This window comes from Streptococcus sp. CCUG 71758 (assembly GCF_011714815.1).
Taxonomy (GTDB): Bacteria; Bacillota; Bacilli; order Lactobacillales; family Streptococcaceae; genus Streptococcus; species Streptococcus halitosis.
Map to the genome: position 1 here is coordinate 86,894 of NZ_RXXO01000004.1, position 26,331 is coordinate 113,224.

Annotated in this window: 23 protein-coding genes; 14 read left to right on the plus strand and 9 right to left on the minus strand. The window is 41.8% G+C overall.

The annotated features are described in order from the left end of the window. Positions 1 to 33: 33 nt before the first annotated feature. The 4 genes from EKB01_RS07790 to EKB01_RS07805 are packed head-to-tail and all read left to right on the plus strand — an operon-like array spanning position 34 to position 2,784. Positions 34 to 720 (plus strand): XRE family transcriptional regulator, encoded by a 687-nt coding sequence (locus EKB01_RS07790; protein ID WP_167266426.1) that lies wholly within the window; start codon positions 34 to 36, stop codon positions 718 to 720. A gap of 3 nt (positions 721 to 723) precedes the next feature. Beyond that, on the plus strand, positions 724 to 2,139 hold the full coding sequence (locus tag EKB01_RS07795) for a Y-family DNA polymerase (RefSeq protein ID WP_167266429.1): 1,416 nt from the start codon (positions 724 to 726) through the stop codon (positions 2,137 to 2,139). Next, entirely contained in the window at positions 2,136 to 2,498 is a 363-nt protein-coding gene (locus EKB01_RS07800) for a hypothetical protein (RefSeq protein ID WP_000567210.1), read from the plus strand. The genes EKB01_RS07795 and EKB01_RS07800 overlap by 4 nt, the downstream gene beginning before the upstream one ends. Then, positions 2,491 to 2,784 (plus strand): DUF5960 family protein, encoded by a 294-nt coding sequence (locus EKB01_RS07805; RefSeq protein ID WP_000196996.1) that lies wholly within the window; start codon positions 2,491 to 2,493, stop codon positions 2,782 to 2,784. Before EKB01_RS07800 ends, EKB01_RS07805 begins: the two co-directional genes overlap by 8 nt. 363 nt (positions 2,785 to 3,147) lie before the next feature. Here the strand turns inward: EKB01_RS07805 and EKB01_RS07810 are convergent, their stop codons facing one another. Continuing rightward, complete coding sequence (locus tag EKB01_RS07810) at positions 3,148 to 9,207, minus strand: alpha-L-fucosidase (protein WP_167266431.1); 6,060 nt, start codon at positions 9,205 to 9,207, stop codon at positions 3,148 to 3,150. Between the two features lie 341 nt (positions 9,208 to 9,548). Beyond that, positions 9,549 to 10,025, minus strand: coding sequence for a glutathione peroxidase (locus EKB01_RS07815; protein WP_167266434.1), 477 nt, complete (start codon positions 10,023 to 10,025; stop codon positions 9,549 to 9,551). Between the two features lie 222 nt (positions 10,026 to 10,247). Between EKB01_RS07815 and EKB01_RS07820 the strand changes: the two genes are divergently transcribed. After that, positions 10,248 to 13,451: an LPXTG-anchored hyaluronate lyase gene (locus EKB01_RS07820; protein WP_167266437.1), complete on the plus strand. Its 3,204-nt coding sequence runs from the start codon at positions 10,248 to 10,250 to the stop codon at positions 13,449 to 13,451. Between the two features lie 125 nt (positions 13,452 to 13,576). Here the strand turns inward: EKB01_RS07820 and EKB01_RS07825 are convergent, their stop codons facing one another. Genes EKB01_RS07825 through EKB01_RS07840 form a run of 4 tightly spaced genes read right to left on the minus strand, consistent with a single transcriptional unit; the run spans position 13,577 to position 16,723 of the window. Continuing rightward, positions 13,577 to 14,206, minus strand: coding sequence for a bifunctional 4-hydroxy-2-oxoglutarate aldolase/2-dehydro-3-deoxy-phosphogluconate aldolase (locus EKB01_RS07825; RefSeq protein WP_000167290.1), 630 nt, complete (start codon positions 14,204 to 14,206; stop codon positions 13,577 to 13,579). 9 nt (positions 14,207 to 14,215) lie between these two features. Then, complete coding sequence (locus EKB01_RS07830) at positions 14,216 to 15,217, minus strand: sugar kinase (protein ID WP_000161494.1); 1,002 nt, start codon at positions 15,215 to 15,217, stop codon at positions 14,216 to 14,218. Between the two features lie 30 nt (positions 15,218 to 15,247). Then, a complete protein-coding gene (locus EKB01_RS07835) occupies positions 15,248 to 15,889 on the minus strand; it encodes an RpiB/LacA/LacB family sugar-phosphate isomerase (protein WP_000684788.1) in 642 nt (213 codons plus the stop codon). A gap of 18 nt (positions 15,890 to 15,907) precedes the next feature. Beyond that, on the minus strand, positions 15,908 to 16,723 hold the full coding sequence (locus EKB01_RS07840) for a gluconate 5-dehydrogenase (RefSeq protein ID WP_000185882.1): 816 nt from the start codon (positions 16,721 to 16,723) through the stop codon (positions 15,908 to 15,910). 270 nt (positions 16,724 to 16,993) lie between these two features. On the opposite strand from EKB01_RS07840, the gene EKB01_RS07845 reads away from it, so the two are divergent. From EKB01_RS07845 to EKB01_RS07880, 8 genes are read left to right on the plus strand one after another with little or no spacing between them, the layout of a single operon-like run. Then, positions 16,994 to 17,428 carry a PTS sugar transporter subunit IIA gene (locus tag EKB01_RS07845; RefSeq protein WP_007519198.1) on the plus strand — a complete coding sequence of 145 codons (435 nt, stop codon included), beginning with the start codon at positions 16,994 to 16,996 and terminating at the stop codon, positions 17,426 to 17,428. Positions 17,429 to 17,439: 11 nt separating this feature from the next. After that, positions 17,440 to 18,630 carry a glycoside hydrolase family 88 protein gene (locus EKB01_RS07850; RefSeq protein ID WP_009730650.1) on the plus strand — a complete coding sequence of 397 codons (1,191 nt, stop codon included), beginning with the start codon at positions 17,440 to 17,442 and terminating at the stop codon, positions 18,628 to 18,630. A 10-nt stretch (positions 18,631 to 18,640) separates the two neighbouring features. Next, positions 18,641 to 19,132, plus strand: coding sequence for a PTS system mannose/fructose/N-acetylgalactosamine-transporter subunit IIB (locus EKB01_RS07855; RefSeq protein ID WP_167266440.1), 492 nt, complete (start codon positions 18,641 to 18,643; stop codon positions 19,130 to 19,132). Between the two features lie 14 nt (positions 19,133 to 19,146). Further along, positions 19,147 to 19,926 carry a PTS mannose/fructose/sorbose/N-acetylgalactosamine transporter subunit IIC gene (locus EKB01_RS07860; protein WP_000026611.1) on the plus strand — a complete coding sequence of 260 codons (780 nt, stop codon included), beginning with the start codon at positions 19,147 to 19,149 and terminating at the stop codon, positions 19,924 to 19,926. After that, entirely contained in the window at positions 19,913 to 20,731 is an 819-nt protein-coding gene (locus EKB01_RS07865; protein ID WP_000148013.1) for a PTS system mannose/fructose/sorbose family transporter subunit IID, read from the plus strand. Before EKB01_RS07860 ends, EKB01_RS07865 begins: the two co-directional genes overlap by 14 nt. Beyond that, on the plus strand, positions 20,731 to 21,024 hold the full coding sequence (locus EKB01_RS07870; protein WP_000381743.1) for a preprotein translocase subunit YajC: 294 nt from the start codon (positions 20,731 to 20,733) through the stop codon (positions 21,022 to 21,024). The genes EKB01_RS07865 and EKB01_RS07870 overlap by 1 nt, the downstream gene beginning before the upstream one ends. Positions 21,025 to 21,045: 21 nt before the next feature. Then, positions 21,046 to 22,947: an alginate lyase family protein gene (locus EKB01_RS07875; protein WP_167266443.1), complete on the plus strand. Its 1,902-nt coding sequence runs from the start codon at positions 21,046 to 21,048 to the stop codon at positions 22,945 to 22,947. 59 nt (positions 22,948 to 23,006) lie between these two features. Further along, positions 23,007 to 24,008, plus strand: coding sequence for a LacI family DNA-binding transcriptional regulator (locus tag EKB01_RS07880; protein WP_000412460.1), 1,002 nt, complete (start codon positions 23,007 to 23,009; stop codon positions 24,006 to 24,008). 110 nt (positions 24,009 to 24,118) lie between these two features. Here the strand turns inward: EKB01_RS07880 and EKB01_RS07885 are convergent, their stop codons facing one another. From EKB01_RS07885 to EKB01_RS07895, 3 genes are read right to left on the minus strand one after another with little or no spacing between them, the layout of a single operon-like run. After that, positions 24,119 to 24,454, minus strand: coding sequence for a hypothetical protein (locus EKB01_RS07885; protein ID WP_167266445.1), 336 nt, complete (start codon positions 24,452 to 24,454; stop codon positions 24,119 to 24,121). 10 nt (positions 24,455 to 24,464) lie between these two features. After that, positions 24,465 to 25,007: a DUF3278 domain-containing protein gene (locus EKB01_RS07890; protein ID WP_167266448.1), complete on the minus strand. Its 543-nt coding sequence runs from the start codon at positions 25,005 to 25,007 to the stop codon at positions 24,465 to 24,467. Between the two features lie 15 nt (positions 25,008 to 25,022). Beyond that, positions 25,023 to 25,217 carry a helix-turn-helix transcriptional regulator gene (locus tag EKB01_RS07895; RefSeq protein WP_167266451.1) on the minus strand — a complete coding sequence of 65 codons (195 nt, stop codon included), beginning with the start codon at positions 25,215 to 25,217 and terminating at the stop codon, positions 25,023 to 25,025. 162 nt (positions 25,218 to 25,379) lie between these two features. On the opposite strand from EKB01_RS07895, the gene rsmH reads away from it, so the two are divergent. Next, a complete protein-coding gene (gene rsmH, locus EKB01_RS07900) occupies positions 25,380 to 26,330 on the plus strand; it encodes a 16S rRNA (cytosine(1402)-N(4))-methyltransferase RsmH (protein WP_033585827.1) in 951 nt (316 codons plus the stop codon). Position 26,331 lies beyond the last annotated feature (1 nt).

The window sequence follows — 26,331 nt, forward strand, 5'->3', positions numbered from 1 at the left end:
TGTCCATTAAAGCATCACACTAGGAGGTGAATCATGTACCAACCAGAAAAACTCAAGGCTCGGAGAAAAGAGCTAAAATTGACACAGAAGGAAATTGCAGAGGAATTAGGGATTAGTTTTCAGGCTTACTCCGCTTGGGAACGCGGGATTAAGGAACCATCCAAGGAGAAGGTTGCTCAACTAGAGAAGATTTTAAAAGTGGAAAAAGGCTATTTTACTCAGATTGAGATCGTCCGTCTCTACAATAGCCTTTCCAAGCAAGGGAAGGACAAGGTTGTGCTTTATGCTCGCAACCTAGCTCAAGAGGAACAAGCCCAGAAGGTTATGGATATGCCAAAACGACTCTACGAATATCGTGTCTATGAACGCATGTCAGCAGGGATCGGGGCTTCGGTCTATGATGATCGGAATTTTGATACGGTTTACTTTAATGAGGAACTAGCCCACGATTTTGCTTCCTGGGTGGCTGGGGACTCCATGGAACCTAAATATCAAAATGGTTCCGTGGCTTTGATTCGAGAGACCGGATTTGATTATGATGGGGCGGTTTATGCAGTGGTTTGCAACAACCAGACCTATATCAAACGGGTCTATCGTGAGGAAGATGGCTTGCGTCTGGTCTCTATCAATCCCAAATACAAGGATATTTTCATCTCCTATGAGGAAGATCCTCGGATTGTGGGGATTATCGTTGGGAATTTTGTGCCGATGGAGGGCTAGCTCATGGGCTACTTTGATTATTCCAGAGAGCCCCAAAGTGATATTGCCTTTGTCGATATGAAATCCTTTTATGCCAGTGTCGAGTGTGTGAAAAGGGGCTTGCATCCGCTGAAGACCTCACTTTGTGTCATGAGTCGCGCGGATAATTCAACTGGCCTTATCCTAGCCTCCTCTCCCATGTTTAAGAAGATTTTTGGCAAGTCCAATGTTGGTCGGGCCTATGATCTGCCCTTTGATATCAAGACCCGCAAATTTTCCTACTATAACGCCAGAAAGCAGGGGTTGCCTACAGATTCAGACTATGTGCGCTATATTGAAGATTGGGCTCAAGTCACCTTGATTGTCCCTCCTCGGATGGACGAGTATATCGCAGTCAATATGGAAATCCAGCGAATCTTTCAAAACTATGGGAGTCCAGAGGATATTTATCCTTACTCTATCGATGAGGGCTTTATTGACCTGACTAGTTCGCTCAACTATTTCATCCCAGACAAGAATCTCTCTCGCAAAGACAAGCTAGATATGCTTTCTGCTCGTATCCAGAGGGATATTTGGAGGCAGACAGGGATCTACTCTACGGTGGGTATGTCCAATGCCAATCCCTTACTGGCCAAGTTGGCTCTGGATAATGAGGCCAAGCACACCCCGACCATGAGGGCCAATTGGTCTTATCAGGATGTGGAAGAGAAAGTCTGGGCCATTTCCGAGATGACGGACTTTTGGGGGATTGGCAGGCGGATGGAGAAACGCTTGCATGCTCTGGGGATTTTTTCCATCAAGGAATTGGCCACCAGCAATCCAGACCAGCTAAAGAAAGCTCTGGGTCAGGCTGGCCTGCGTTTGTGGTTTCATGCTAACGGGATTGATGAAAGCAATGTTCATAAGCCCTATAAAGCCAAGTCCCAGGGATTGGGGAATTCTCAAATCTTGCCGAGAGACTACGTGAAGCTACGGGATATTGAAATTATTCTCCGAGAAATGGCAGAGCAAGTGGCTATTAGATTGAGAAGGGCGGGAAAGAAAACAACCCTTGTCTCTATCTATGTCGGTTTCTCTAAACAGGAGGTTAGGCCGTCTATTCACACACAAATGAAGGTCGAACCTACCAATAATACAGCTGTCTTAACGGATTATGTTTTGAAGCTATTTCATAATAAATACACTTCTGGAGCGGTCAGAAGTGTCGGAGTCAACTATTCAGGATTTGTGGACGAGTCCTTTGGTTTGATCTCTCTTTTTGATGATGTTGACAAGTTAGAAAAAGAAGAAAGGCTCCAGACGGCTATTGACTCCATTCGGGAACAATTTGGCTTCACTTCTCTCTTAAAGGCCAATGCACTGGAAGAAGCCTCTAGGAGTCTTGCCAGAAGCAAGCTGATTGGTGGGCATTCTGCTGGAGGATTAGATGGATTACAATGATTGATCGTTCTTACTTACCTTTTCAATCTGCGCGAGACTATCAAGATCCAGGGATGCAGAAGTGGATGGGCTTTTTCCTCTCAGAGCATACTAGCTCGCTTGGTGAAGAAAAAAATCGTGTTGATTTTTCGACGAATTTGAATTTAGTTGAGAAGCTACGCCTGCTTTCTCAGCTTTATGTTGGTCAATTAAAGGGATGTTTTGTTGTCAAGGAAAGAAAGCAAAAAATGACGATCATCGGTAAAGTGAGCGAATTATCACCTCAAACTCTATCTATTAGGACAAATGAGGGATATAGGCTGGTAGAGATTGTAGATATCCTCGAAATTCGACTGTGGGAGGAGGAAGTTTATGACTAGAAAAGAGCTGTATGAAAACAAACTACAGATGGATTATTTTTCAGATAGTTACATCCGCTTTGAAGAGGATTTCCAAAAATACTCTGCCATGAATGTTCCCTTGACTTTTTTGATCGATGATATCCTACGAACCATGGCAATGAATCAGAAGAACTACTTCGTCTTGAACAAGGAAAATGCCAAGGATGGGCGGGAGCATCGCTTTTATTTTAGGCTAGTGACAGAAAAAGAGTGCCCCAGAAATCGAACCTATGCATATGCTGGACTCAAAAATAGTAGTCAGTAGATCTAGATGTGAGAGAGGGAAGTCCGATCTAGGAAAGATGGCTTATGAGCGTTAGAAAATCTCATGGTATTGGAATTCGAAACGTTATCCTTTATATGTGGAGTTCTTGCAGAAACTTATGATAGGTATTGATGATGAGATAAGAAAAGGGCCACTCTCTTTTTTAGATGAGCGTTTATTTGAAAACGTGGTTGGATTTGAGAACAGCTATCTTCAATGATCATCTCACTTTATAGAGTCATACCAAAACATCCATGTACATTTGTGGATGTTTTTTTATTTTATAGATAGAAAAAGAGAAGACCATTTGGTCTTCTCAACGGGGGAACTGAATAATTAGAAAGAATCAATCAAAGAGGGTTATTAGTCTTTGAAATTCTTTTGGAAGATGAGGAGAGACAAGATTGAAGTAATGGCTGCCAAGTAGAGGAAGGCAGTTGCTTCTTGTTCCCCAGTTGCTGGAAGTTGTCTTTCCTTGTCTTCTTTGACTGTAGTTGTAACAGGAGCTTTTTCATCTTTTGCTGGTGAATTATCTGTTACGACTGGAGCAGGTTTTTCAGTCTCTCTTGGGAGAATATACTCAGGAAGAGTCACAACTGGTGGCGCTTCTGTACCAACTGAGCTTTGTTTGCTACCTACCTCAATCACTCGATCTTGAGCTGGAGTTGCTTCTGTTTGGAGAACCTTGCGATTGTTACCGTTCACTTCAACATACTCGACTAAGAGACCGTCTTTCCCTTCTGATATAACTTGCTCTTTTCCTTTGTCTAATTGTGGGTTTTCGCGACGAATCGTCTTAAACGGTACGACCTTATTGACGATTTCCAAGCTTGGAAGTGTAAAGACAAGGTCTTTAACCCCTTCCTCAGGACTTGAAGAAGTAATTGGTTTCTCAGGTTGCGCTGGAGTTTCCGGTTGAGTCGGATTTTCAGGCTGAGCAGGTTTCTCAGGCTGAACTGGCTTTTCAGGCTGGTCAGGTTTCTCAGGTTGAGCAGGTTGTTCAGGTTGAACTGGATTCTCAGGTTGAGCTGGCTTTTCAGGCTGAGCAGGTTTCTCAGGTTGAGCAGGTTTCTCAGGTTGAACTGGTTTTTCAGGTTGAACTGGTTTTTCAGGTTGAACTGGTTGTTCAGGTTGAACTGGATTCTCAGGTTGAGCTGGCTTTTCAGGCTGAGCAGGTTTCTCAGGTTGAGCAGGTTTCTCAGGTTGAACTGGTTTTTCAGGTTGAACTGGTTTTTCAGGTTGAACTGGTTTTTCAGGTTGAACTGGATTCTCAGGTTGAGTCGGCTTTTCCGGTTGAGCTGGAATTTCCGGTTGAGCAGGTTTTTCAGGTTGAACTGGATTCTCAGGTTGAGCTGGCTTTTCAGGCTGAGCAGGTTTCTCAGGTTCAGCAGGTTTTTCAGGCTGAGCTGCTTCGAGCTTGCTGATTTGTTCGAGAGCAGTTTCTAGCGCTTGATTGACTGCTTCCTGAGTTTTAGCTTCTTGGATTGCAGCAATGGCTTGGTCAGCAATTGCTAACAATTGCTTCTTAGCTTCCTTGTTGGATCCAAGTTCAGCGACTTTTTTCTCGATAGCTTTCGTCAAGCTGTCCATAGCCTTATCGTACTCAATTTCCGGTTGTTTTGGTTGAGCTGGTTGCTCAGGCTGGTCAGGTTTCTCAGGTTCTTCTGGCTGTTCCGGTTGCTCTGGACTAGGCTCCTCTTGGCCTCTTTGATAGTTCTCATCCTTGGATAGGATATCTTGTAGGGCACTGACTGTCAACATGACTTCTTGAACATCCACTGCATCAGCACTGAGTTGGTTTCTCAATTTTTCTAGATTTGCTTGGAAAGCTTGGCGTGCAGTGGCCGTATTTTTCAAGCCTGCTGGGTCAAAGTTGGACAGATCGTCTTTCCATTTAGAGATAGACTGGATGATATCTGCCTTGCTGTAGAGTTCGCTACCTTCGCCACGAGTGATAAATTGGTCCACTTGAATACCGATATTTTGAGACAAATCGTTTCGATCAGGATCTAGTTGAAGTGTGACTGCGTGCAAGTTTTCGTCCAGACCTTTTAAGCTAACCAGAGTTTGATTGCCTTGGCGTTGGGCTGCACGACCGCTAAAGTATTTCTTACCATCAATAGTCGAAGCATTTCCCATGCCATCTTGGTAAGGAACTTCTTTGCCATCTAGGAAGACTTTGTAGACACCATGATTTGGATCAACATAGCCCTTGATATCAAGTCCAGTACCGTAGAAGTAGGCTGTGACAGTTGTCTTTTTCTTTTGCTCGTCAGTTAAGCGACCAAAGGAAGCCCAAGACTCCGTTTTTTGGTACTTGTCTGCCGAATTGGTTTCATGGTGCCAGCCAGGACTGTAATCCAACTGACTAGCTTGGTCATCATAACTTGTTTGGTCCTTGACCAGCAATTCAGCTTTCATCACTTGGATGGTTGCATCGGTAGCGAAACCGAGCAGGGCACCATCAGAAACAGAAGTGAGCTTGGCTTTAAAGTCAAAGATAGAGTCGGCTTGTTCTGTAAAGTCAATCGTTGGGATGGTAACAGTCTTTTCTGTTTCTCCATCTTCAAAAGTCACATCTTGAGTTGTATCTTGGTAAACTTTACCGTGAACCCCAGTTCCAGGTTCTGTGATGAAGCGAACAGTAGCAGTTCCCTTGCTTCCACCAACACGTTTAATTTTAACAGTGACTGGTTTTCCTTTTTCGACTTCGTAGTTGGTAGATTCGAGTTCAAACATTCCCTTGCTATCATTGTTTAGGGTGTAGATCCCTTCTGTAGCAATTGGTTCGCCTGTTTTATTTACAAGAGTAATAGTGTGTTGGCCTGGTGCTAAATCACCTGTCTCAAAGACTTTTTGGCTGCGTTTACGGCTTGCGTTCTTAGTTTGCACATCCGCAACTTTTTGGCCATCAACGTAGACGGACATTTCTCCATGACCTGGGTCGACTGTAGAGACGACATAGGCCTTGGTTCCTGTGAAGGTATAGCTTACTTTGGCATCTTTTTGATTGGTCCACATAGAAGTACCACGAACACCTTCAGATTCATTGTACCAAGTTGTTCCGGCTGTATCTGCCGTTGTGTTTGAGTGGTATTCAAGTCCAAGAGGGTAGCCATCTGTCTTTTCAATGCTGCTTGGTGTCTTGTAGACTGAGAAGTTGGTTAAGATTGGGGTTGCTTGAGCACCGGTGATGGTTACACGGATTTTTTGTGCTTCTACAGGTTTACCTTGAATCAAGCGACGGTAACCAACAGTTGAACCTTCCCCGTAAGTCACCCAGCGTCCGTTGATTTCGACTTCAATCTTGAAACCAGAGATACGTTGACCTTTGGCGATGTCTTCTTTGAGTTCGACAACGTCAAAGCGTCTCTTTTGTCCTAAATCGACTGTGAAACTACCAGTTGTGGCATCATTTGAGAGGGCCCAGCTAGTATCATCTTTACCGTCAGTCAGGTGACTTTCCTTGTAGAGGTGGTTCTGACGAGTAGAACTTGCTGTTACAGTGGCCCCTTTGGCAAAGTCAGTCGCATACATTTGGTCTAGGGTTGCTTTGAATTCCTTCAAGCGAGCTACATCCGCATCTGCGAATTTTCCTTCTTTGTTTGGTGGAATGTTGAGAAGGAGAGGCGTTCCACGACCAACAGACTTGAAGTAGATGTCCATCAACTCTTTGAGTGATTTCGGCTGTTGATTGTCATGGTAGAACCAACCAGAACGGATCGAAACGTCAGCTTCCCCCACAGAGTACATATCACCATCTGGGTCACCATGGTTGAGGTATTCGTTTTTCACATCGTCTGTGATGTTGGCTCTTTTCACTTTATGCCATACAGGGTCACCTGCGATACCACGTTCATTTCCGATCCAGCGAACGCTTGTCGGTTGAGCAGAGAAGATAGCGATATCTCCTTCAGCTTCTTTGATGTATTTGAACCACTCATCAAAAGTATAGGTTACTTTTTGGGCACCGCTACCACGCGCACCGTCCATCCAAACTTCGATGAATTTTCCTTTATTTCCGTATTTTGGATTTCCAAGGATTTCTTTCAGTTGGTTGAGATAGTATTGGTTGTATTCTTTTTCGGTTGCGACATGGTATTTAGGATGGTTGGCATCCCATGGTGACAAGTAAACACCCATATTCATGTCATACTTGCTAGCAGACTTGGAAACTTCTTCGAGAAGGTCACCCTTTCCATCTTTCCATGGACTAGCAGCTACGGTATGGTTGGTGTACTTAGATGGGTAAGCAACGAATCCGTCATGGTGTTTAACAACCATAATGGTTCGTTTGAAGCCCGTTTCCTTCAGAGTACGAATCCACTGGTCAGTATCCAAGTTAGTTGGATTGAAGTATCGAGGGTCTTCTTTCCCATTTCCCCATTCAGAATTGGTATAAGTGTTCATTCCGTAGTGGATGAAGGCCGCCAATTCTTCCTTGTGGTAATCGAGTTGAGCCTTGCTTGGAAGAGGCCCATGATTGCCAATCTCGGTTTCCTTATCTTCTGGATGAGCTACTGGTGGTGTTGGAGTCGTTGGATTAGCTGTATTAGCGACTGGCTCGTATTCAAAGACGACCTCATTCACCCCTTTTTGCTGGATCCTTGCTTCCAAGCTAGCTTTTACTGGACGGTAGCCAGCAATGTCTTTTGCATGGAAGGCGTTGACAAAGGAAACGTCATACTCTTGGCCGCCATTGTTATCAACTGTCGCTTCCGCTAGTTCAGTAGTGGTTCCTTTTTGACGGTAGTAAACTTTGAAGGAGCCTTTGTTGACTTTATAGACCACCTTGATGACACGTGTACCGGCAGGTGCTTTGCTGACAACATTGTGCTCTTCAGCCCAAGTATCTTTTAGCTGTTTATTGACTGCTACGCCATCAATGGATACAATTTCGTATTTGTCTTTATTCTTCTGATAGAAGTCCGTTTTCTCGATTTCTTTTTTGAAATTGTAGTCAAATGGAGAATCAACAGCTGTCTGTTCGATAAAAGTATCGTTATCTTTGACTGGATTTCCTTCTTCGTCTTCGTGTTGAATAACAACACGACCGTATTCAACTCCCTTGGTCAAGGTAGCAATCCCATCTTGGTTGAAGGAATATTCGTTGCTTCCGATAACAGCTGTTTCGTTCCGAAGCATACGCCCCTCATCGGTAAAGTAGTAACGATTTCCGTTATCTCCTTGGTACCAGCCTTTCACACCATATTTGGCAATCATGTCCTTCACCCATTTCAGTTGTTCAGGTGAAAGGACGAGTCCGCCACCAAAGCGATCCTTTTCAGGAACACCATTGTCAACGGTTCCGTGTTGGTGAACACCGAGAACTTTTCCTTGGCTATCTACAATCCCACCACCAGACAAACCAGATACAGAAGTGGTTTGGTAGGTGATACCAGTCGTTCCCTTATCATCATAGGACTCAACAGATCGGATAGTCCCATCTGCCTGGTAAAGCTGACCGGCTAGGATAGGTTGTTTCAGTTCTTTTGAGCTCGAGTCAGTTGGGTAGCCAATCGTACTGATGGCTTCTCCCGGCTGATGCGTCTTGTGATCCGCTAAAGGCGCAAAGGTTGCTGCTTTGTTTGGACTAGCAATCGGAAGAGGAATAGGAGCTTCTACAAGAGCAAGGTCGTTCTTATAGCCTTTTCCAAACTCTTTCTTATTCCAGAAATGGATGTCCTTTTCTCTGAATAAAACCGTAGTTCCAGAAGATGGCAGTGAGTTTTTCTTTTCGCTGTTTGAACCAACGTTATAGTAGAACTGGGCAGATTTCCCACCACGAATGTGACCTTCGCCAGTTTCTTTATTTGCTTCTAGGAAGTTATGAGCAACGGTAAGGATCAGGTTAGGGGCTACAAAGATACCTGAGCCTGAAACGAGGTAGCGTTGCTCCCCTGCATTGTAAGTGCTGTAAACCATAGTAGCAGCAGTAGCAGGTTGTCCCTCGTAGTTGATATGTTTGAGGTCTTGTCCACCGTTAATAATAGCACGGTTTCCGTTATCAGCTTCTTTTGGAGTTTCTTCCTTGTTCTTTAGAATGCTCTTAGTTTCTACTTTTGGACTAGCTTTCTTGTCAACGATAGTAGTCGTATCGAGTTCTTTGACAGGTGTGTCTGGATAGGCACGGTCCTGAATGTATTCAGGTAGCAAATCAGCACTGCTAGTATCGGCAGCAGGTGTTTCTTGTTTTTCAGCTTCTAAACGGCCTTCTTTTTTGACTGGTTCAGCCTTGCTTTCTTCTATATCTGCGACTTGTTCAATTTGCTGATCTAAATTGGACCTTGTGGCAGGAGAGGTTTCGTCCGCACGCACAGTTCCAGAAGCAAAAAATGCCAGTCCGACAATGACAGAGGCCACACCTACAGTCAACTTCCGAATGCTAAATGTTTGCCCTTTTTCAAAAAGGTATCGATTCATAATATACTCCTAGTTTTTAGAAAGGCAGTCAGCTACTGCCCAAGCCCAAGTCTGACTTGGTTACAACTTGATTTAATGAAAAAACTCTCTGATAATTTGTAAGCTACCTTACCTCCTGTTTATAAAGCGCTTTCATTTTGAGGTAAAAAATTTAAAAGGTCATTTCTCCCTTAAAATGACTGAAAACTCTTAATATAACAAATATACTAAATTAATAAAAGAATTGCAATAGCGAAAAAGCAAAAAATAAATATAAATTAAAGAAAATAAGTTACTTTTTAAAGAAAAAAAGCATCCTTTCAAGTCTCAAACTAAATGAAAGGACACGTTTTAAAAAGAAATTAGAGTATCTTTTGGAGAGACTCTTGGATGGTTTGGGGGTCTGTTTTGGAAGAGAAGCGCTCAAGGACTTGCCCATCTCGACCAATGAGAAACTTAGCAAAATTCCATTCGATTCGTTTTCCTAGAGGACCAGATCTCTGGTCTTTTAGCCAAACATAAAGAGGATCTGCTTCCTTGCCGTTGACCTTGATCTTGGCAAAGCGAGGGAAAGTTGTCTGATAGTGTATGCTACAGAAACTATTGATTTCCTCTGCGCTGCCGGGTGCTTGTCCCATAAACTGATTGCAAGGGAAATCCAATATTTCGAAGCCCTGATCTTGATAGCGTTCATAGAGTTCTTGGAGCCCTTGGTACTGGGGCGTTAAACCACATCCAGTAGCAGTGTTGACAATCAAAAGAACTTTGCCACGATAGCTCTCCAGGGGAGTTACTTGGTTGTTTTGGTTCAAAACGGAAAAATCATAAAGTGAAGTCATGAGGGCCTCTTTTCTTTTTCTACATTGTAACAGTTTTTACTTTTTTCGTCGAGTCGGATGGAAGATATTATTGAAGAATAAGCCCTCAATATGATAGAAACCGTTTACAAATAACTTTAAAAATGGTATGATTTAATTAAACCGGTTTACTTAGTTGCTATAAATCTCTAATTTGAGATTTAGTTCCTATTGATTTTACAATATATTTATTGGAGTGTATACATGCAAACAAAAACAAAGAAGCTTATTGTGAGTTTGTCTTCACTTGTTTTATCAGGATTTTTATTAAACCATTATATGACAGTTGGAGCGGAAGAAACGACTACGAATACCATTCAGCAAAGCCAGAAGGAAGTTCAGTATCAGCAAAGGGATACAAAAAATTTAGTTGAAAATGGTGATTTTGGTCAGACGGAGGACGGAAGCAGTCCGTGGACAGGAAGAAAAGCTCAGGGGTGGTCAGCTTGGGTAGACCAGAAGAATAGTTCTGCAGATGCCTCAACTCGAGTCATTGAGGCTAAGGATGGGGCTATCACTATCTTGAGCCATGAGAAATTAAGGGCAGTGGTTCACCGTATGGTTCCTATTGAAGCTAAGAAAAAGTATAAACTGCGTTTCAAGATTAAAACAGATAATAAAGTCGGGATTGCCAAGGTTCGTATCATTGAGGAAAGTGGTAAGGACAAGCAATTGTGGAATTCTGCAACAACGTCAGGAACAAAGGACTGGCAGACCATTGAAGCAGACTATAGCCCGACTTTAGAGGTGGATAAGATCAAGCTGGAGTTGTTCTACGAGACAGGAACAGGCACAGTTTCGTTTAAGGATATTGAGCTTGTAGAAGTAGAGAAGCAACCGTCTAACCCTTCTCAAACAGATAAACAGCTCGAGGAAAAGATTGATTTACCAATTGGGAAAAAACATGTCTTTGCTCTTGCGGACTATACTTATAAGGTAGAAAATCCTGACTTTGCTTCAGTCAAAAATGGAATTTTAGAACCTCTTAAGGAAGGGATAACCAATGTCATTGTCAGTAAAGATGGCAAGGAGGTGAAAAAGATTCCTTTGAAGATTCTAGCCTCTGTTAAGGATGCATACACAGACCGTTTGGATGACTGGAATGGCATCATCGCTGGGAATCAATACTATGATTCTAAAAATGAACAGATGGCCAAATTAAACCAGGAACTGGAAGGAAAGGTGGCTGATAGCCTATCCAGTATTTCAAGTCAGGCGGACCGCACCTATTTGTGGGAAAAATTTTCAAATTATAAAACGTCTGCGAATCTAACTGCCACTTATCGGAAATTGGAGGAGATGGCCAAGCAAGTGACCAATCCTTCTTCTCGTTATTATCAAGATGAAACCGTTATTCGAACAGTTAGGGAGTCCATGGAATGGATGCATAAACATGTCTATAATAGTGAAAAGAGCATCGTTGGGAACTGGTGGGATTATGAAATCGGTACACCTCGTGCCATCAACAATACCTTGTCTCTGATGAAAGAATACTTCTCAGATGAGGAAATAAAAAAATATACAGATGTGATTGAAAAATTTGTGCCAGATCCCGAACATTTCCGAAAGACGACTGATAACCCATTTAAGGCTCTAGGTGGAAACTTAGTGGATATGGGAAGGGTAAAAGTGATAGCTGGTTTACTGCGCAAGGATGACCAAGAAATTTCTTCGACCATTCGTTCGATTGAGCAAGTGTTCAAGTTGGTAGACCAAGGCGAAGGTTTTTATCAGGATGGATCCTATATCGACCACACCAATGTTGCCTATACGGGTGCTTATGGGAATGTCTTGATTGATGGCCTTTCTCAACTGTTGCCAGTCATTCAAAAGACCAAGAGCCCAATCGATAAAGATAAAATGCAAACTATGTACCACTGGATTGATAAATCGTTTGCTCCTTTGCTGGTGAATGGAGAGCTGATGGATATGAGTCGTGGACGCTCTATCAGTCGTGCAAATAGCGAGGGGCATGTGGCCGCAGTAGAAGTACTAAGAGGGATTCACCGGATAGCGGATATGTCTGAAGGAGAAACCAAACAACGGTTGCAGAGTCTTGTGAAGACCATTGTTCAATCAGATAGTTATTATGATGTCTTTAAGAATTTGAAGACTTATAAGGATATCAGTTTGATGCAATCCTTGTTAAGCGATGCTGGAGTCGCAAATACTCCAAGAACAAGTTACCTATCTGCCTTTAACAAGATGGATAAAACAGCCATGTACAATGCAGAGAAAGGGTTTGGATTTGGCTTGTCACTCTTTTCCAGTCGTACCTTGAATTACGAACACATGAACAAGGAAAACAAACGTGGTTGGTATACAAGTGATGGGATGTTCTATCTCTATAATGGTGATTTGAGTCACTATAGCGATGGCTACTGGCCAACAGTTAATCCCTATAAGATGCCTGGTACTACAGAGACAGATGCTAAGAGATTGGATAGTGATACAGGTAAAGTTCTACCGTCTGCTTTCGTTGGAACGAGCAAACTAGATGAGGCCAATGCGACAGCAACCATGGATTTCACTAACTGGAATCAAACACTGACTGCTCATAAGAGCTGGTTTATGCTGAAGGATAAGATCGCCTTTTTAGGAAGCAATATCCAGAACACTTCAACAGATGCTGCTGCAACTACAATTGACCAGAGAAAACTGGAATCAAGTAATCCATATAAAGTCTATGTCAATGATAAAGAAACCTCCTTTACAGAACAAGAAAAGGATTATCCTGAAACCCAAAGTGTCTTTTTAGAATCGTCCAATTCGAAAAAGAATATTGGTTACTTTTTCTTTAAGAAGAGTTCAATCAGTATGAGTAAGGCTGTCCAAAAGGGATCTTGGAAGGATATCAATGAAGGACAGTCAGACAAGGAAGTCGAAAATGAATTTCTTACGATTAGTCAGGCTCATAAGCAAAAAGGAGATTCTTATGGCTATATGCTCATCCCTAACGTGGATCGTGCCACCTTCAATCAAATGGTAAAAGAGTTAGAAAGTAGCCTCATCGAAAATAACGAAACCCTTCAGTCTGTTTATGATGCCAAACAAGGAGTTTGGGGCATTGTGAAATATGATGATTCTGTCTCTACTATTTCCAACCAATTCCAAGTCTTGAAACGTGGAGTCTATACCATTCGAAAAGAAGGGGATAACTATAAGGTTGCCTACTATAATCCTGAAACCCAGGAATCAGCGCCAGATCAGGAAGTCTTTAAAAAGCTAGAACAAGCAGCTCAACCACAAACTCAGGATTCAAAAGAAAAGGAAAAATCTGAAGAGAAAAAGAACCATTCGGATCAAAAAAATCTCCCTCAGACAGGAGAAGATCAGTCAATCTTAGCAAGTCTAGGGCTCTTGCTACTTGGGGTGATTTATCTATTCCGCAGAGGAAAGAACAACTGATTTGCTCATCATCTAGATGAATCACGTGGAACCGTAGAAAATAGAAAAATCCGAAGAAGGTAAAATGTCTTCGGATTTTTCTTTTTAAAAAGGATAAGTGTTAACTTATCCTTTTTCACTTCATTTTATCTGAGTGTAACATACTGTTGGGCAATCTCGCTGATGCGGTCAAAGTCGCCTTGGGAAGCGAGTTTATTGAGTTCGCCACCAATTCCAACGGCGTCTGCACCAGCAGCGAACCATTGAGGAATGTTATTTAGGCCGACTCCTCCGGTTACCATTACGGAAACTTGTGGGATCGGTGCCTTGACTGCAGAGATATATGATGGACTGAGAGCACTACCTGGGAAGAGTTTGATGATTTCACTACCGGCTTCAAGTGCAGTCGTTATCTCTGTGAGGGTAATACAGCCTGGAATGTACGGTGTGCTGTAAAGATTGCACATTTTTGCAGTTTCAGCATGGAAAGATGGAGAAACAACGTAATTTGCTCCGGCTAGAATGGCATCTCTAGCAGTTACGGCATCAAGCACAGTACCTGCACCGATACAAACACTCTGATCGTCCTGATACAAGTCTACAAGTTCCTTGATGATTTGCCCTGCATACTGATTGGTATAGGCAATTTCAATAGCTTTGATACCGCCCTTGATACAAGCAATCGAGGCTTGTAGTCCTTCTTCCTTTGTATTTCCTCGAATGACAGCGACAATTTTTTGTTTTTTTAGTTCAATAATCGTATCTGATTTGGTCATGTAATTCTCCTAACGAATGATATCTTGTGCATTTTCCAGTAATTTTTCAATACTAGCTGCGGGAGTGGAGAGATGGTCTCCTGGAAGAGTACATTTGAGAGTTGCGCTCGCAACTGCAAAGTCAATGCTAGTTTTTAGGGAGGAATGATGGAGTAGTTGGTAAAGGGCACCAGAGATAAAGGCATCCCCGCTACCAACTCGTTGATAGACTGCAGTTTTTAGTTGGACAGACTCTTCAAATCGTTCTCCCAGAGCATAGGCTTGATAGACATTTTTGTCTTGCTCATCACTAGAGCGGAGGGTATGGAAAATGGCCTTGAAACCATAGGCTTCTTTTAATTGTCGCATGCGATTTTCCACCTCTTTTAGGCTGGCTCTGTCTCTTGGGAACATCTCTAGATTTTGGTCATCAATCATGAGAGGATCAATACCAAAGCAATAGTCAGCGAAACGTGCAAACTTAGAAAATTCATACTTGGCTTCTAGGACTGAAATCATCTTTGTTCTCAGATTGAGATCCATTGAAACGATAATCCCTAGGCGCTTGGCTTCTTCCAAGAGTAGGAGAAGGAGCGTACGGACCTCTTGACCGATAGCTACAGTGATTCCACTAAAATGAAAATGGCTAATCCCCTGAAAGAGAGAATCCATATCTAGCATGTTTGGTCGAATCTGGCTGATACTCGTATGTTTGCGGTCGTAGAAAACTTCACTTTGACGACAACCAAAGCCGTTCTCTAAATAGTAGAGGCCGATTCGATCGCCAAGCCGACAGATTGAACTGGTATCGATTTGGTGCTGTTTCAAGAATGTGAGAAAACGATCTCCAATCTCGTTGGCAGGGAGTGCGGTAAAGACTTTTGTTGAGATACCCAGGGCTTGCAAATTACAAGCGATGTTAATTTCTGATCCGCCAAAATAAGTCGAACTGGCAACATGATCGCCGATACTGGTGGCATCTAATGGTGAGATTCGAATTAATGGTTCGCCAAACAGTAATATTTTCGTCATCCATTAGTTCCTTTCTGGTTTAGAATAGCTTTACTTGGCTAATACTTCTTTCAAATAAGCAGCGACTTCATCATCTTGGCAGTTTTCAAAGAAGTATTCTTGGAAGTATTTGCCAGAGATGGTGTCTTTGAGGAAGTCTTGGTCGATTGTTTTAAGGATGGTCATCAAATCATTGTAGGTGATTTGTTTCACCTCGTTTAAGATACGAGCGTTGCGTTGTTCAGGGATTACACGTTCTCTTGGGTAGCCACCGCCCATTTCTTCAGCAAATAAGCGTTCAAACATCAATTTGAGGGTCAGTTCTGCCCCCCAGCCAAATCCTTTGGCATAAGGGATAGACAAGGCGTTACCACCATTGATTTGAGAATAAAGGTAAGCGTCAGTTGGATCCACTGCTAGACCACAGACAACACCAGGGAAACTGTTCAAAGCAAGCATAGCCCCTACACCTGTACCACAGCCGGTAACAACAAAGTCAACTGCTTTTGTATTTAAAAGGATGGCAGCCATTAGGCCGTTTTGTACGTATGTTAATGGATTTTCACCTCCTTCTCCACGCATACCATAGTTAAATAATTGGTAGCCTTTTTTATCTGTTGCTTCTTTCAGACTATCGTAAATAATGTGATTCTTACTAGCTTGACTATTTTCATTGATTAATGCGATTTTCATAAGATCCTCTTTCTATTTTTACTCAGGTTGTTTTCCGATGTAGGCTAAGATACCGCCATCTACATATAGGATGTGGCCATTGACAAAATTGCTGGCATCACTAGCGAGAAAGACAGCAGGGCCCATTAAATCTTCAGGATTTCCCCAACGTGCAGCAGGTGTTTTTGCAATGATGAACTGGTCAAATGGGTGGCGAGAACCATCTTCTTGCAACTCACGAAGAGGTGCTGTTTGAGGAGTGGCAATATAACCCGGTCCGATTCCGTTACATTGGATATTGGCTCCACCGTATTCAGACGCAATGTTGCGGGTCAACATTTTCAAGCCTCCTTTAGCGGCAGCATAAGCGCTAACTGTTTCACGTCCCAGTTCGCTCATCATCGAACAAATATTGATAATCTTTCCATGCCCTTTCTTTATCATAGAAGGAATGACTGCTTTTGAAACGATAAATGGTGCGTTTAAGTCAATATCGATGACCTTACGGAAATCAGCGGCGCTCATTTCGCACATTGGAACGCGGCGGATAATACCAGCGTTATTAACGAGGATGTCAATGACACCAACCTCTTGTTCGATTTGCTTGACCATGGCTTGGATACCGTCCTCGTCTGTCACATCACAGACATACCCATGGGCTTCGATGCCGACTTGACGATAAGCTTCAATCCCTTTATTGACCAGGTCTTGATTGATATCGTTAAAGACAATAGTAGCGCCGGCCTCAGCGTAGGATTTGGCAATAGCAAATCCAATTCCATAAGAAGCGCCGGTGATGAGAGCAATTTTTCCTTTTAAAGAAAACTGCTCAATTGAGAATGATGTATTTGTCATTTGATACTTCCTTTCAAATTTGTTAAGACTTCTCTATAACCAAATTATATTCTAGTAAACCGGTTTTGTCAATGATTAAATATTTTTATTTCTAAAAATCTTTGTTTTTCTAAAAAACGGAAGATTTTGAAATTTCTGTCTATTGCAATGGTTAAATAAACAATGAAAGCGCTAATATTTTTTTAAAAAAACTATTGACAAGATAAAAATAAAGGTTTACAATGGGAAATGTAAAGTAAACCGGTAAACTCAAACAAGGAAGGAGAAAAGATGAAAATTGTACTTGTAGGGCATGGACATTTTGCCACAGGGATTTATAGTTCTTTACAATTGATTGCAGGCAATCAAGAAAATGTGGAGGCGATTGACTTTGTGGAAGGAATGTCAGCAGATGAACTCAAGCAAAAAATCTTACTTGCAATTTCAAATGAAGAAGAGGTTTTAATCCTAAGTGATCTCTTGGGAGGATCGCCATTCAAGGTTTCTTCTACCATAATGGGAGAAAATCCAGCCAAAACAATGAATGTTCTCTCGGGTTTGAACTTAGCCATGTTAATGGAAGCAGTCTTTGCTAGAATGGCTCATAGCTTTGATGAGGTTGTTAATAAATCAGTAGCGGCGGCCCAGGGCGGAGTCGTAAATGGTAAAGAATTGTTTTCAACGGATGCAGAGGCAGAGGAAGAAGATTTCGAATCGGGTATTTAAAGGGTAAAAGAATGATAAAAAAGGTTACGATTGAAGAAATAAAATCGCCTGAGCGCTTCTTAGAAGTACCACTTCTGACGAAAGAAGAAGTTGGCCAGGCAATTGATAAGGTTATTCGGCAGTTAGAACTCAACCTTGACTATTTCAAGGAAGATTTCCCGACGCCAGCTACCTTTGATAATGTCTATCCAATCATGGATAACACGGAATGGACCAATGGTTTCTGGACAGGAGAACTGTGGTTGGCTTATGAATACAGTCAACAGGATGTATTTAAAAACATCGCTCATAAAAATGTTCTTTCTTTCCTGGATCGTGTCAATAAGAGAGTAGAATTGGATCACCATGATCTTGGTTTCTTATACACACCATCTTGTATGGCTGAATATAAGATAAATGGAGATGGAGAGGCCAGAGAGGCAGCCTTGAAAGCTGCAGATAAGTTGATTGAACGCTATCAAGAAAAAGGTGGTTTTATTCAAGCTTGGGGAGACTTGGGCAAGAAAGAGCATTACCGTTTGATTATCGACTGCTTGCTCAACATCCAGCTCTTGTTCTTTGCTTATCAAGAAACAGGCGATCAAAAATACTACGATATTGCAGAAAGTCATTTCTATGCTTCAGCTAATAATGTAATCCGTGATGATGCTTCGTCCTTCCACACCTTCTATTTTGATCCTGAGACAGGTCAACCCCTTAAAGGTGTAACGAGACAAGGGTATAGTGATGATTCATGCTGGGCACGTGGTCAATCATGGGGAGTCTATGGTATTCCTTTGACTTATCGTCACCTGAAAGACGAGTCCTGCTTTGACTTGTTTAAGGGTGTAACCAATTATTTCTTGAATCGTCTTCCAAAAGATCATGTTTCCTATTGGGATTTGATTTTTAATGATGGTAGTGATCAATCACGAGATTCTTCAGCAACAGCTATCGCCGTCTGTGGGATTCATGAAATGCTAAAACATCTCCCAGAGGTGGATGCTGACAAAGATATTTATAAACATGCTATGCATGCCATGCTTCGTTCCTTGATCGAACATTATGCAAATGATCAATTTACCCCTGGTGGGACAAGTCTCCTCCACGGTGTGTACTCATGGCATTCAGGTAAAGGAGTGGATGAAGGCAATATCTGGGGTGACTACTATTACCTAGAAGCTCTAATCCGTTTCTACAAAGACTGGAACCTATATTGGTAGGAGGAGAAATATGACGACGCCAAATATTATTATGACCCGTATCGATGAACGTTTAATTCACGGGCAAGGACAACTTTGGGTAAAATACCTGGGGTGTAATACAGTTATTGTTGCTAATGACGAAGTGAGCACAGATAAGATGCAACAAACTCTGATGAAAACAGTTGTGCCGGACTCAGTTGCCATGCGTTTCTTCCCTTTGCAAAAGGTGATTGATATTATCCACAAGGCGAATCCCGCGCAAACAATCTTTATCGTTGTGAAGGATGTAAAAGATGCTTTAACCTTGGTAGAAGGTGGTGTTCCAATTAAAGAAATCAATATCGGGAACATTCACAATGCCCCTGGTAAAGAGCAGGTGACACGCTCTATCTTCCTAGGTGAAGAGGACAAGGCAGCCCTCAAGGAATTGAACCAAACTTATCAAGTAACATTTAATACGAAAACAACTCCAACAGGAAACGATGGAGCTGTTGAAGTCAACATTCTGGACTATATTTAAAAGAGGAGATCGTTATGTCGATTAATGTATTTCAAGCGATTTTAATTGGATTATGGACAGCTTTCTGTTTTAGTGGAATGCTGTTAGGGATTTACACCAATAGATGTATTGTTTTGTCGTTTGGTGTCGGAATTATTCTAGGTGATTTGCCTACTGCTCTTGCAATGGGAGCTATTGGTGAATTGGCTTATATGGGATTCGGTGTTGGTGCTGGAGGTACGGTTCCACCAAACCCAATCGGACCTGGTATCTTTGGTACCTTGATGGCTATCACTAGTGCTGGTAAAGTCAGTCCAGAAGCGGCTCTTGCCCTCTCTACTCCGATTGCTGTGGCGATTCAATTCTTACAAACTTTCGCCTATACTGTACGTGCTGGTGCGCCTGAAACGGCGATGAAGCACTTGAAAAACCATAATTTGAAGAAATTCAAGTTCACTCTAAATGCAACAATTTGGTTGTTTGCCTTTATCGGCTTTACCTTGGGTTGCTTGGGTGCCCTTTCAATGGATACCTTGTTGAAACTCGTAGACTACATTCCACCAGTATTGCTTACAGGTTTGACAGTTGCTGGTAAAATGCTCCCAGCTATCGGTTTTGCAATGATCTTGTCAGTGATGGCTAAGAAAGAGTTGATTCCGTTTGTCTTGTTGGGATATGTTTGTGCGGCTTATCTAAACATCCCAACAATTGGTATTGCAATTGTAGGTACTATCTTTGCTTTGATTGAATTTTATAACAAGCCAAAAACAGCGAATCATGTGGTAGAGGAGGAAGCACACGATGACTGGATCTAACAAATTAACAAAACGTGATTATCTTAAAACGTCTTTGCGGGCATTCTTTTGTCAAAATGGATTTAACTATAGTAACTATCAAGGGTTGGGATATGCCAATGTGATGTATCCTGCTTTGAAAAAACACTATGGAGAGGATCAGGAAGGTTTCTACCAAGCCTTGGAAGAAAACTGTGAATTCTATAATACCAACCCACACTTCCTGCCTTTTATTACCAGCTTGCATCTTGTAATGTTGGAAAATGGCCGTCCGGCAAAAGAGACACGTAGCATCAAGATGGCCTTGATGGGGCCATTAGCAGGTATTGGGGATTCTCTCTCACAATTCTGTTTAGCTCCATTGTTCTCGACCATCGCAGCTTCGTTTGCTCAAGAAGGCCTGGTTGTCGGTCCAATCTTGTTCTTCCTTGCGATGAATACGATTTTAACAGCGATTAAATTGTCAACTGGTCTGTATGGGTACAAACTGGGAACAACTGTGATTGATAAACTAAGCGAGCAGATGGCAACGATTTCTCGTATTGCCAATATTATCGGTGTAACCGTAATTGCTGGTTTGGCAGCGACATCTGTTAAGATTATGGTGCCGATCACCTTTGCTGCAGGGGAAGTTAAAGCAGACGCTAAACAAAGTATCGTAAGTATTCAGGGAATGCTTGATAAGGTTGCTCCAGCTCTTCTACCAGCCCTATTTACACTTTTAGTTTACTACTTGATCAAAGAAAAGAAATGGACAACATATAAACTCGTTATTTTAACAGTTATCATCGGAATTATCGGAAGCTGGCTTAAGATTCTAGCTTAATGGATACAACATTGTTTTATGGAATAGTGATTGTCTTGGCAGTTAGCCCCCTTTTACTGTCAAGCTTTCAATCTATTCGTCAGCAAAAGTTGCTTCACAAACAGATGGAGCAACGACAAGAGTATTTAGCTTCTTTAAAATCTGGTGATGAAGTGTTGTTATTGTCTGGAATTCATGGAAAAATCATTTCTATCAAAGATGACTTGGTCTCCTTGCAGATTGCAAAAGGTGTGGTCATCTATGTAGAAAAGGAAAGTGTAATGGGAAAGACAAAAGAACTGCTTTTTAAGTAGTTCTTTTTCTGGTAATAGATAATGAAAGAAGAAAGAAGACAATTTTTTGAAAGAATTGATGGGGATCAATATCGTGATTATATCTTGTCCCACTGTTCAAAAGACTATGAGAAAGTCAAGCGTTCCCTTGAACGCTTGATGGACAATCGTTTTATGTTTGATAGTCCTTGGGATATGGAGCCTTGTTCAAAAATCCATCAAATCCAGCCAATGGTATGGTATCAAGTATTTGAAGATGATCCAGAATGGGCTTATATGCTCAATCGACAAGAATATCTCTTGCAGTTTATGATTGGGTATCTGGTAGAAGGAGATAAGGGCTATATTCAAAAGTGCAAGTTCTTTCTATTTGATTGGATTGAGCAGGTGAGAGAGTTTTCTCCTCCATCTTTGATGACTAGAACCTTGGATACGGGTATTCGTTCCTTTACTTGGTTGAAACTACTCTTGCTCCTCTTGAAATTTGACTTGCTAGAGGAGCAAGAACTAGAGAAAATTTTAGTCAGTCTAGAAAAGCAGATTGACTTTATGAAAAGCCACTATCGCGCCAAGTACACCCTTAGTAACTGGGGGATTTTACAAACGATTCCGATACTTGCAATCTATCATTTCTTTTCAGATAAGATGGACCTAGAAGAAGCTTACTATTTTGCTTCAAAGGAGTTGAAACAGCAGATCGAGACGCAGATTTTAGAAGATGGAAGCCAGTTTGAACAGTCGATTCTCTATCATGTAGAGGTTTATAAAGCCTTGCTGGACTTGTGTCTCTTGCTTCCAGACTTGCAAGATAGCTTTCAAGAGCTGCTGGAAAAGATGGCGATTTACATTCAGATGATGACAGGTCTAGATGGACGGACCTTAGCTTTTGGTGATAGTGATTCTACAGAAACGACAGAAATTTTGAGCTTGTCTGCTGTAGTTTTGAACAAGGAAGACCTTCTTAACGGTCTGGATATTAAAGTCGATTTGCTTAGCCTCTTGTTCCTGGGGCGAGAAAAGGTCAAGCGACTGCAGGAATTTGAAAAGAGAGATTGGCAGCCTAAGTTTATGATCTTTGAAGACTCTGGACATGTCTGCATTAAGGCTGAACATCGTTATCTATTTTTCAAAAACGGTCCGCTGGGAAGTGCCCATAGCCATAGTGACGAGAATAGTTTTTGCTTACAGTATCAAGGCCAACCGATTTTCATAGATGCTGGGCGTTATTCTTATCGGGAGATAGATGAACGTTATCTCTTAAAGAGTGCTTGGAGTCATTCAACCTGCATTGTAGATGGGAAAGCTCCGGAAAGAATCACGGGATCCTGGGAATATGAATACTATCCTCACTCCCTGTTTTGTCACCATAAAGAAAGGGAGGGAGTGCATTATATTGAGGGGGCTTATTGGTCAGCAGAACCTGATTTGCCTTATCTTCACAGGAGAAAAATCCTCATGTTGGCAGAGGATGTGTGGCTCTTGGTAGATGACATCAGGTGTCAAGGTCAGCATGAGTCGTTGACTCAGTTTATCCTTGACAAGGATGTGACCTATCAAGATGGGAAAATCAATCAGTTGAAACTATGGAGTGCAGTTGATTTTGATTTGGAAGATACCATTATTTCTCCTAAATACAATGAGCTTGAAAAAAGTAGCAAACTCACGAAACACCAATTCTTTGAGAATCAGATGCTGGATTATACCATCATTGCGCATGAGAGTTTTGAAATCACCCGTCATTCTGTCTACCAGACAGATGGTCATGAAGTAGAAAATGCTCTGGCTTTTGAAGTGAAAAATGACGAAACAGACAAGCTGATTCTGTTATTAAGCGAGGATATTTGTATAGGTGAAAAATTGTGCCTCGTTGACGGAACAAAAATGCGTGGAAAATGTCTAGTATATGATAAAATAAATGAGAGAATGATTCGCTTGCAGTGCTAGAAATAGGCGTTTTGACTAGTGAATATGTTATAATAAGTATTAGTAGGAGGTGTTTTAGATTGGAGAAGAAACTGACCATAAAAGACATTGCAGAAATGGCTCAGACCTCGAAAACAACCGTGTCATTTTACCTAAACGGGAAATATGAAAAAATGTCCCGAGAGACACGTGAAAAGATTGAAAAAGTTATTCATGAAACAAATTACAAACCGAGCATTGTTGCGCGTAGCTTAAACTCCAAACGAACAAAATTAATTGGTGTCTTGATTGGTGATATTACCAACAGTTTCTCAAACCAAATTGTTAAGGGAATTGAGGATATCGCCAGCCAGAATGGCTACCAGGTAATGATAGGAAATAGTAATTACAGCCAAGAGAGTGAGGACAGGTATATTGAAAGCATGCTTCTCTTGGGAGTAGACGGCTTTATTATTCAGCCGACCTCTAATTTCCGAAAATATTCTCGTATTATCGATGAGAAAAAGAAGAAAATGGTCTTTTTTGATAGTCAGCTCTATGAACACCGGACTAGCTGGGTCAAAACCAATAACTATGATGCCGTTTATGACATGACCCAGTCCTGTATCGAAAAAGGTTATGAGCATTTTCTCTTGATTACAGCGGATACGAGTCGTTTGAGTACTCGGATTGAGCGGGCAAGTGGTTTTGTGGATGCTTTAACAGATGCTAATATGCGCCACGCTAGTCTAACCATTGAAGATAAGCATACGAATTTGGAACAAATTAAGGAATTTTTACAAAAAGAAATCAATCCCGATGAAAAAACTCTGGTATTTGTCCCTAACTGTTGGGCCCTACCTCTAGTCTTTACAGTTATCAAAGAGTTGAATTATAACTTGCCACAAGTTGGGTTGATTGGTTTTGACAATACGGAGTGGACTTGCTTTTCTTCTCCAAGTGTTTCGACGTTGGTTCAGCCCGCCTTTGAAGAAGGACAACAGGCTACAAAGATTTTGATTGACCAGATTGAAGGCCGCAATCAAGAAGAAAGGCAACAAGTCTTGGATTGTAGTGTGAGTTGGAAAGAGTCGACTTTCTAAGATGAAAGGGAAATGACTTGCAACCTCTGTTAAGAAATAAAATAATCCCATCTAGCATGAGCTGGATGGGATTATTTGTCTATAAAATGAGAAATTATGGGAGTAATCTCCTAAATCAACTGTTTTCGATCTCCTTCTTTAACTACTTGATAAAAGTTATAGAAGTAGGCCAAACTTGAAATAATGGTTATGACTAGGAATATTGAAAATTTCCATTGGACAGGGTTGGTTAAAAGTTGTGGAAAGGATATAAGGAGGAAGAAGAGGGCAGCGTTGAGGATAGGTACCCGTTTTGATTGCATTTTCTCAAGTCCTTTATTGAGTACAGGAAGAAAGAGGAGTAATAGTATTAAAACTGTATTAGAAACAGCTCCTGAAATAAGAGCGAAGGAAAGGAAAATACTGATAAAAACATGACTGATCAGTAGTCTAGCTAGTGATTTCATAAGGAACCTCCTAGTCGTCTTCTTGGTCTTTCTTGGCCTTTTGAATGCGAAGAGAGACGATAATTTGCATCATCAGTCCAAAAAAGAACGCTCCCAGTATAGTTTTTAAAATATGTTTTGAATTCAGAAGAGAACTGATGAAATTTGGATTTTCACTGGTTAGGGTATCGATGAGTGGCATTATAAAAAATATCGCTATGCCGTAGATCAGACCGGCTTTTAGACCCGGAAAATGTAGCTTTTTACTTTCTTTTTGACTCAGCATTTCGGGATCAATAGCTGTGATGCCCGTTTTCTTGGTTTGAGAGACCACATAGAGGGCAACCATCATCGAAATGCCAAACACCACGAGAGGATAGCCGATAGCGACAATTTGCGGGTATTTATAAGCAAGGACAAAGGGGATGAGGTTGCCAAATATCATCAGATAAAAGAGAACAATAAAGACTTGATTCCCGATACGATCGGCCTCGCGCCGTTTGTGTTCGTCAAGGGGGCCAGAAATACCGTATGTGCGTTTGATAAGTTTGTCAGTGAGAATTTCTTTTTTCATTTGTTTGCTCCTTTTTTAAAAATCGTCTTCCCAAAAGAGGCTATTGAGGTCAGTTTGGAGGCTGCGGGCGAGGTTGAGACAGAGTCCCAAGGTTGGATTGTACTTGTCGTTTTCAATCATGTTGATGGTCTGTCTCGAGACACCGATATCTTTGGCGAGCTCGAGCTGGGAAATGCCCAGTTCCTTGCGGAATTCTTTGACACGATTCATAGGGTCTCCTTTCTGATATGTCACATATATTTGACTATATTATATTCTTTTTGGGATGAGATGTCAATTATATATGACATATTTTTGAGAATTTTTTTCGAAGAAACTTAGCCTTGTCTGACAAGTGCAAGCTGGTCGGATTTGTGGTAAAATAGATAGGATATGACAAAAGAATTTCATCATGTAACGGTCTTGCTTCATGAAACGATTGATATGCTTGACGTAAAACCTGACGGTATCTACGTTGATGCGACTTTGGGCGGAGCAGGCCATAGCGAATATTTATTAAGTAAATTGAGCGAAAAAGGGCATCTCTATGCCTTTGACCAGGACCAGAATGCCATTGATAATGCGCAAAAACGGTTGGCACCCTATATCGAAAAGGGGATGGTAACCTTTATCAAGGATAACTTCCGTCATTTGCAGGCACGTTTGCAGGAGGCTGGTGTCCAGGAAATTGATGGAATTTGTTATGACTTGGGAGTGTCCAGCCCTCAGCTAGATCAGCGTGAGCGTGGCTTTTCTTATAAAAAGGATGCGCCACTGGATATGCGGATGAATCAGGAAGCTAGTTTGACGGCCTATGAAGTGGTCAATCATTATGACTATCATGACTTGGTCCGGATCTTTTTCAAGTATGGTGAAGATAAGTTTTCTAAACAGATTGCTCGTAAGATTGAGCAAGTGCGTGAGGTGAAACCCATTGAGACGACGACGGAGTTGGCAGAGATTATCAAGTCGGCCAAGCCTGCCAAGGAACTCAAGAAAAAGGGACACCCTGCCAAGCAGATTTTCCAGGCTATCCGAATCGAAGTCAATGATGAGCTGGGTGCTGCAGATGAATCCATCCAGCAGGCCATGGACATGCTGGCTTTGGATGGTAGAATCTCGGTCATTACCTTCCATTCGCTGGAAGATCGCTTGACCAAGCAACTATTTAAAGAAGCTTCAACAGTGGAAGTTCCCAAAGGCTTGCCCTTCATTCCAGATGACCTTAAGCCCAAGATGGAATTGGTCTCCCGCAAGCCAATCTTGCCAAGTGCTGAAGAGCTAGAAGCCAACAATCGTTCGCATTCAGCCAAGTTGCGCGTGGCTAGAAAAATTCACAAGTAAG